This is a genomic window from Pseudomonas sp. 18.1.10 (assembly GCF_024655625.1).
Classification (GTDB): Bacteria; Pseudomonadota; Gammaproteobacteria; order Pseudomonadales; family Pseudomonadaceae; genus Aquipseudomonas.
This window is the reverse complement of sequence record NZ_JANLGL010000235.1, coordinates 1-8,030: the sequence shown is the minus strand read 5'-3', so window position 1 is coordinate 8,030 and position 8,030 is coordinate 1. Positions and strand designations below refer to the sequence as shown.

The window sequence follows — 8,030 nt, the reverse complement described above, 5'->3', positions numbered from 1 at the left end:
GAGATCTACACAGCTGAACTATCGTCGGCAGCGTCAGATGTGTATAAGAGACAGGGCCAGAGCGGTTGCGCAGTTGTGGATCTGCAACCCTCCACTAGACTCAGGGCTCCTCAAACATGGAAGTCCTTTCAATGAACCTATCTCGTTCGCTGCGCCAAGCCATTGCCCTGGTCACGTTGCTGTCCGCCGGCAACCTCGCCGCCTATGCCGCCGACATCCCGCTGTCCAAATCCCTTGAAGCCGACGAGGTGACCACCAAGGTGCTGGCCGTGGATGCCGCCAAGCACCAAGTGGTGCTTGAAGGGGCCGAGGGCAACCCCGTGCACGTGCAGCTCAGTGACCAAGCCAAGGACTTGGGCAACCTCAAGGTCGGCGACCAGGTCAAGGTACTGACCACCCACTCGGTCGCGGCGGTGCTGGACACCGACGTGGATAAAAGCGCCCCGGATGCCAGCGAAAAAACTGGCGTGATTCGTGCGACCGCCGACAACCCCAACCCGGGTGGCGCGGCATTCCGCCAGGTGCAGGTGCAGTTGAAGATCACCCACATCGACCTGAAGAAAAACCAGGTCACCCTGGAAAACCCTGCCGGCGTGACCAAAGTGCTGACCGTGGAGAAACCGCAGATCCGCGCCGGGCTCAAAGACCTCAAGGTTGGGCAGAGCGTGCTGGTGACGTTCACCGATACCCTGGAAATCACCACGGCGCACGAAGGCTGAACACCATAAGGGTGGGCATCAATCATGATGCCCGTTTGGCTCAGGCGCGACGGGCCTGGCCGAGATAGGTTTCGATATTGCCCATTTGCTCGTCCCAGCCCCGGGAGTTCATCTTGAAGGCTTTCTGGCGGCGGGCCTCGGGGATGTTGTCGAACCCGGATTCAACCACCCGCAGCAAAATGCCCGGTGCGCGATCCTCGATGGTGAATTCCACCAGGGTCGGTGTTTCCTTGTCGTAATCGACACCCTCCTCCACTGCAAACGGGTGCCACCAGAAAGAGAACAACGTTTGCGGCAGGATACGTTCGATCCTGGCCTTCCAGATCACATGCTCGTAACCGGGATACGTGATCGGCGCCTCGAGGGTTTCACCCACGACAAAGCGTTTGCCCTTGAGGGCGATACCAAACCAGTCGCCGAACTGCTCGGCGTCGGTCAGGGCCTCCCACACCTGTTTACGTGAAGCATTGAGCAGGACTTTTCGTTCTATGCGATCCAATACGTGCATAAGTCACCTCCTCCATTGAAGGTAGGCGACATCAACCAATGCGCAACCTTTTCGGCCACGCATTGGTGTTGCGACTTATCTCAGAACTTCCATTTGGCGTTGACCATCGCATTGCGCGGCTCGCCGTAGGAGCCCGAGTTGAACGTGCCCATGCCGTCGTAGTACTTCTTGTCGAACAGGTTGTTGACGTTCAGTCCCACGGACAGGTGCTCGTCCACCTGATAGTTGGCCAGCAGGCCGACCACGGCGAAGGGGTCCTGTACCGCCTTGTAGTACGGCCCGGTGTAGTTGATCTGCGAGGTGGCGTACATCTCGCTTTGCCAGGTGACATTACCGCCCACGGTCAGGCGATCCAGGGCGCCCGGCAGACGGTAGGTGGTACCGAGCTTGAACAGGTTGATCGGCTGGTTGACCTGTACGCGTTCACCGTCCTTGGCGTGGGATTCGCGGTAGGTGTAGCCGCCGAACACATTCCAGCCTGCGGCCACTTCACCGGAAATCTCGGTTTCGACGCCGCGCGTGGTGGTGCCGGCGATGGCTTTGTACACGGTTTTGCCAGTGGCATCGTTGCCCGAATCGGCGGCGGTGTTCTTTTGTTCGATGTCGAACAGGGCAATGCTCGCGTTCAGCGCGCCGTCGAAGAATTCGCCCTTGAGGCCGATCTCGTAGTTGTCCCCTTCCAACGGTGCCAGCGAGCCGCCGCTGGCGGTCTTGTAGAACGTTTGCGGCAGGAAGATGCTGGTATAGCTGGCGTAGACCGAGTAGGTGTCGTTCAGCTCGTAGATGATGCCGGCGTAAGGCGTCACGACACCGGTCTTCTTGGTTTTGTCGGTGTTTTTCGAGTAGGGCGCGTATTGCGTCACCTCATCGAGTTGCTTCCACCAACTGAGGCGGGTGCCGAGAATGAGGGTCAACGGGTCGATCGGTTTCAAACGCAGCGCGCCATACACGCCAGTCTGTTGCAGGGTGGTCACCGCGCCCCCGACTTCGTTGTAGGAACGGCGCCCATACTGCCGGCCATCCCAGGTGAAGATGTTGTCCACATCACCATAGTCATTGTCTTGGCCGGCCAGGGTACTGCTGTAGTTGGGAAAGTTCAGGTGGGTACGCGACGTGCTCGCGCCGACTACCAACTCGTGCTCACGGCCACCCAACTGGAACGGGCCATTGGCGTACACATCCAGGGTGTCCTGGGTCTGGTAGCTGTCGAGGCGGTAGATAAATGCCCCGGCACCTTGGCCGGTGACCGGGTCCGGATAGCCGCCACTGGCGGACGCGCCCTGCCCTTTGCGGTAGGAATACTGATGGCTGTAGGCGGTCTTCAGGCTCCAGTCGTTGTCGAGTTTGTGGTCCAGCATGGTGGTGAAGGTGTAGCTGGTGTTGTCCATATAACTGGAACGTGTAGCCGGGTTGAAGGAACGGGAGAAGTTGGTCTGGCGGCCAGTGTTGTAGAACAACGGAATATGGCCGTAGCTGGTGCCATTGGCGTCGTTGTTCTGGTAATCCAGGCTGGTGCGCAGGGTGGTGGTGTCATTCAGGTCGATATCGAGCGCGCCGTACATGACGCGCTTGTCTTGTTTGTACCAATCCACGAAGGATTTCTGCTGCTGATACGCCGCGACAAATCGCCCGCGCACATTGCCGGTTTCGGTCAGCGGGCCGGACACATCGACTTCGGAGCGGTAACGGTCCCACGCGCCGGCTTCCCCCGCGATGTGAGCCTGGAAGTCTTTGGTCGGGCGCTTGCGCACCAGGTTGATGGTGGCGGACGGCGTGCCTGCGCCGCTCATCAAACCGGTGGCACCGCGTACGACTTCGACACGGTCGTAGAGGGCCATGTCGGAAAGTGGGCCGATAAATTGCTGGGATTCGTTGGCGATTTGCGACGGGATGCCGTCGTACTGGAAGTTCTGGATCTCGAAGCCGCGCGAGTAGAAGGAGTAGCGCTCGCTGTCACGATGGTTGCTGCTGATGCCGGGGGTGAAGGTGAGCACCTCGCTGAGGGTGGACAGGTGCTGGTCATCCATCAGTTGGCGGGTGACCACACTGACCGACTGCGGCGTTTCGCGCAGGGACAGAGGTAACTTTGTCGCGGTACTGGTCGCTCCGGTGGTGTAGGAACCTGTGCTTTCGGTGGTCAGACCTAAACCTTCGGCGTTGATACTGGTGGCGCCGAGGGTCAAGGCACCGCCACTGGCCTGGGGCGCCAGGCGGTAGCTGCCATCACTGTTGGCGGCGACTGCAAGGTTGCTGCCGGCCAGCAGCCGGGCAAAACCTTGTTCGACGCTGTACGTGCCCTGCAGGCCCGCGCTTTGCTTACCGGCAGTCAGGCCGGAATCGAAGGACAGCACTACGCCTGCATCGCTGGCAAAGCGGCTCAAGACCGAACCCAGGGGGCCTGGCGCAATGGCGAAAGCCTGCTGCTGGCTGGCCGCCATTGCACTGGAGCCGCTTGCCAACAAAGGGGCCAGGAGCCCGGTCTGCACCATCAGTGACACGCCAAGCAACGCGACCTGCAAAGGCTTTTTGCGAAATGAGCGAAGCGGTTGATTGGCGACTGAGGTTTGCCCTGCGCGCATGTTGACTCCTGATGGTTCGGAACGAATGAAGGGGGTTTGCAGGAGGAGTCGAACGAGGGGCGGCAAATCGACAACGGAAGTTGAGAATTATTTTCGATGTCAGGCGCGCGGGGCCAACGTCGTCCAGTAGCGGGTACGTGAAACGAGGCGCACCGGTAGCGCGTGGGTCAGGGCGTTGAGGGTCAGGTCGATATCGTCCAGGGAGTACGCACCGGATACCGGCAGGTGGCCGATTTCCGTGGCACACCCCAGATAACCTGGGCGATAGCGTGCCAACTCGGCCACCAGGCGGTCCAGTCGCCAATGGTCGACAATCAGCCGCCCCTGCGCCCAGGCGCCTGCTCCGGGGTCGTTTGGGCGCAGGGTGAGCATGCGCTGGGCATCGAACGTGACGGTCTGGCCGGCGGTGACCACCGTCTCTGCCGGATCGACGCCCAGACGTACCGCCACCGCGTGCTGCAATACGCTCAGCGCCGTGAAGTCGTCGAACTGGCGCACGTCAAAGCGCGTGCCCAGGGCGCGCATTTCACCGTGGGCGCTGCGCACCAGAAACGGCCGGGGGTCGGGGGCGGTTTCCACGAGGATTTCTCCGGCACGCAAAATCACCAAGCGCTGTTCGGCGGTGTAGTGGATATCCACGGCACTGGCGGTGTTGAGCGACAGTTGGCTGCCATCGTCCAGGCGCAGGCTGTGGCGCTCGCCGGTGGTGGTGCGTTGGTCGGCCATCCATTGCGGCGCCTGTCGATAGCCGGACCAACTGATGGCGCTTATACCCGTACCGATCACCAGGCCCTTGAGCAATGCGCGGCGTCCCAGTCTCAGGGATTGGTCGGCGGCGACGTCCAGCACATTGACGGCGACTGCACCCGGCAGGCATTGGAGCTGGCTGCGTAGGGCTTCTACGCGCTGCCAGGCCCATTGGTTCAGCGCGCTTTCGTCGCGCCAGGTGAGCCAAGCCACGTTTAACTGGGGGTCGCCGGGCTCGGCGGCCAAACGGGCGACCCAGTGGGCGGCCGCGCTGAGGGCCTGATGTTTCGGATCACGGGCCACCGTCAATGCTCCAGGGCGAAGATCAGGCAATGCTCGGTGGCCTTGGCAATGTATTTGGTCACCGAACTTACCGACACCTGTAGCTGTTCGGCAATTTCCTTGTAAGGCATGCCCTGCAACTGCGAGAGCAGGAAGGCGCGCTTGGCCTTGTGCCCCAGGCCATCGAGCATGGCATCCAGACGCTGCAGGGTTTCAATGACCAGCAACCGTTCTTCCGGCGAAATGGCGTAGCCCTGGGGTTGTTCGGCCAAGGCCTGGAGATAAGCCTGCTCCAGGGCTTTGCGGCGGAAACTGTCGATCATCACGCGCTTGGCAATTGTCACCAGAAAATGCCGCGGCTCTTTCAACTCAGCGGCCAAAGGCTGGGTGCGCTCAGCCAGCAACAAACGGATAAACGTGTCTTGCGCCAGGTCTGCGGCCTGATGGGAACAACCCAGGCGCGCACGCAGCCAGCTGACCAACCAGCGGTGGTGGTCACCGTAGAGTTGGCCAACCGGTTCGTGAGGGGAATGAGGCACAGCAGACGAAGGCATAATGATATTGTGCGCGAATGAGAACGCTTCGCAATTTAGACCAATGCCGGAATAAGGGCAATGATTTGTATCACTTGTGATGCGCAGCGCGGCGGCGAACGGTAGATTGCTCCCCTCCCCTTTGAGGTGAAGCACCATGACTCAACAGCTCCATGGAAGTTGTGCCTGCAAGGCCGTGCAGTATCAGGTGGACAGCCTGGATATGCCCATCAGCCACTGCCATTGCCAAAGCTGTCGCAAGGTCCACGCGGCGGCGTTCGTTGCGACTGCCGGTGTGATGCGCGAGCACTTCCGCTGGACCCAGGGCGAAGCGCTGTTAACGTTGTACGAATCTTCGCCAGGGAAACTCAGGCATTTCTGCTCGCGCTGCGGCTCACATCTGATGGCCGAGCGTGGGCATCAACCCCATGTGATTGTGCGGGTGGCGACATTGGATGATGATCCGGGCATGCTTCCTGCTTCGCATATCTGGACCGCCCACGATGTGCCATGGCTGGCACATGAGGACGTAGAACAGTGGGCCGAGTGGAAGGCGTGACTCAGACGTGTGGGTCACCGGGTGCTTTGGCCGGCGTCGCGTATTGAGGCTTCAGGTGGCCGTCCTGGTCGAGTAGCCAGGCGTCCATGATCTGTCGCACCACAGGGCCGGCAACCCGGCCGCCCGCCTCGCCGTTTTCGATCATCACCGAGATCACGATTTTCGGGTGCTCGGCGGGCGCGAAGCCGACGAACAAGGCGTTGTCGCGATGGCGCTCCAGGGTCTTGTTACGGTTGTAACGCTCGCCCTGCTTGATCGCCACCACTTGTGCCGTACCACTCTTGCCGGCAATCCGGTATTGCGCGCCTTGTGCGGCGGCGCGGGCGATGCCACGCGGGTCGTGCATCACCAGTTGCATGCCGTGGTTGACCTGCTCCCAGTCACGCGGGTCCTTGAGGACCACGTTGGGCATCGGGTTTTCGTCCACCGGTGCCACGCCATTGATGGTCTTGGCCAGGTGCGGGCGATTCCATACGCCTTTGTTGGCAATCAACGCGGTGGCCTGGGCCAGTTGCAGCGGGGTGACCTGCATATACCCCTGGCCGATGCCGAGGATCACGGTTTCGCCGGGGAACCAGGGTTGGCGGCGGGTGGCGCGTTTCCAGGATTGGGACGGCATCAGGCCGGCGGATTCTTCGAACATGTCTAGAGAGACTTTCTGGCCAAGACCGAACTCGGCCAGGTAGTCGTGCAGGCGGTCGATGCCGAGCTTGTGCGCCAGGTCGTAGAAGTAGGTGTCGTTGGAACGCATGATGGCAGCGTCCATGTCCACCCAACCGTCGCCGCTGTGGTTCCAGTTGCGGTACTTGTGGTCGAAGTCGGGCAGTTGGTAGTAGCCGGGGTCAAACACGCGGGTTTGCGCGGTGACGACACCGCTGTCGAGGCCGGCGATGGCCACTTCGGGCTTGATCGTCGAGCCCGGCGCATAAAGCCCGCGCAGTACGCGGTTGAAGAGCGGTCGGTCGATGGAGTCGTGAAGTGCGGCGTATTCCTTGAAGCTGATGCCGGTGACGAACATGTTCGGGTCAAAGCTCGGCTTGCTGACCATGGCCAGTACTTCGCCGGTCTGCGGGTCGAGGGCGACCACCGAACCACGACGATCGCCCAAGGCTTCCTCAGCGGCTTCCTGGAGGTGGATGTCGAGGCTGAGCACGATGTTTTTGCCGGGGATCGGGTCAGTGTGCTTGAGCACACGCAGCACACGGCCCTGGGCGTTGGTCTCGACTTCCTCGTAACCGACGTGGCCATGCAGTTCGGATTCGTAGAAGCGCTCGATACCAGTCTTGCCAATGGACTGAGTGCCGCGGTACTCCACCGAGTCGAGGGACTTGGATTCCTTTTCGTTGATCCGGCCAACGTAGCCGATGGAGTGGGCGAAGTGCGCGCCCAAGGGATAGTGGCGAACGAATTGCGGCTCGACGTCCACGCCGGGCAAGCGGAACTCGTTCACGGCCAACACGGCGATCTGTTCTTCGGTCAACTCGTAGAACAACGTGACGGGTACGAACGGATGGCGTGCCTGCTTCAGCGCTTTGTCGAACACGGCGCGGTCTTCGGCAGGCAGATGCAGCAGATTGACGATGGCGTCCAGTTCACCCTTGAGATCGGTGGTGCGCTCGCGGGTGATGGTCAGGTTGTAGCTGGGGCGGTTGTCGGCCAGTACCACGCCGTTGCGGTCATAGATCAAGCCGCGCGTCGGCGTGATGGGGAGGACGTGTACGCGGTTGTTTTCAGAAATCGTGGAGTGGTAGTCGAACTGTACGACCTGCAGGAAGTACATGCGACCAACCAGGGCACAGGTGATGCCGATCACCAACAGCGCGCAGGCGAGCAGGCGCTTGTTGACCAGGCGGTTTTCTTTTTCGTGATCTTTGATGGGTATGGCTTCAGGCATTTCTACAGCATCTCGTTGAAGAAGGGCGACGCCGCGTCCTGCGGGTGAAAGATCAGTCCTTGTGAAAATGTGCTGCACCATACCAAAAATGCAGAAACACTTTGTATTGATTTCCCCCAACGGTATGTCCGAGGAGCATGCCGATGCTTGGCTGGCTTTTCTCGCGCCCAAAACAAAACCCCATCTGCTTTCGCAAATGGGGTTTCGGA

The 8,030-nt window shown here is 60.7% G+C and carries 7 protein-coding genes; 2 read left to right on the top strand and 5 right to left on the bottom strand.

Annotated features, from left to right (window positions below):
• The first annotated feature begins 131 nt into the window (after positions 1 to 131).
• Positions 132 to 719, top strand: coding sequence for a hypothetical protein (locus NUV89_RS25505; RefSeq protein WP_257783497.1), 588 nt, complete (start codon positions 132 to 134; stop codon positions 717 to 719).
• A gap of 40 nt (positions 720 to 759) precedes the next feature.
• On the opposite strand, the gene NUV89_RS25500 is transcribed toward NUV89_RS25505, so the two are convergent.
• The 4 genes from NUV89_RS25500 to NUV89_RS25485 form a co-directional block, all read right to left on the bottom strand.
• A complete protein-coding gene (locus NUV89_RS25500) occupies positions 760 to 1,227 on the bottom strand; it encodes an SRPBCC family protein (RefSeq protein WP_257783496.1) in 468 nt (155 codons plus the stop codon).
• An 80-nt stretch (positions 1,228 to 1,307) separates the two neighbouring features.
• Positions 1,308 to 3,806 carry a TonB-dependent receptor gene (locus NUV89_RS25495; RefSeq protein ID WP_257783495.1) on the bottom strand — a complete coding sequence of 833 codons (2,499 nt, stop codon included), beginning with the start codon at positions 3,804 to 3,806 and terminating at the stop codon, positions 1,308 to 1,310.
• Positions 3,807 to 3,905: 99 nt separating this feature from the next.
• Positions 3,906 to 4,856 (bottom strand): FecR domain-containing protein, encoded by a 951-nt coding sequence (locus NUV89_RS25490; RefSeq protein ID WP_257783494.1) that lies wholly within the window; start codon positions 4,854 to 4,856, stop codon positions 3,906 to 3,908.
• Between the two features lie 2 nt (positions 4,857 to 4,858).
• On the bottom strand, positions 4,859 to 5,389 hold the full coding sequence (locus NUV89_RS25485; protein WP_257783493.1) for a sigma-70 family RNA polymerase sigma factor: 531 nt from the start codon (positions 5,387 to 5,389) through the stop codon (positions 4,859 to 4,861).
• Between the two features lie 136 nt (positions 5,390 to 5,525).
• Here NUV89_RS25485 and NUV89_RS25480 point away from each other — a divergent pair, with 136 nt between their 5' ends.
• Entirely contained in the window at positions 5,526 to 5,927 is a 402-nt protein-coding gene (locus NUV89_RS25480; RefSeq protein WP_257783492.1) for a GFA family protein, read from the top strand.
• A gap of 1 nt (position 5,928) precedes the next feature.
• Here NUV89_RS25480 and mrdA read toward each other — a convergent pair whose 3' ends face one another.
• Positions 5,929 to 7,821: a penicillin-binding protein 2 gene (mrdA, locus tag NUV89_RS25475; RefSeq protein WP_124529257.1), complete on the bottom strand. Its 1,893-nt coding sequence runs from the start codon at positions 7,819 to 7,821 to the stop codon at positions 5,929 to 5,931.
• Positions 7,822 to 8,030: the final 209 nt, after the last annotated feature.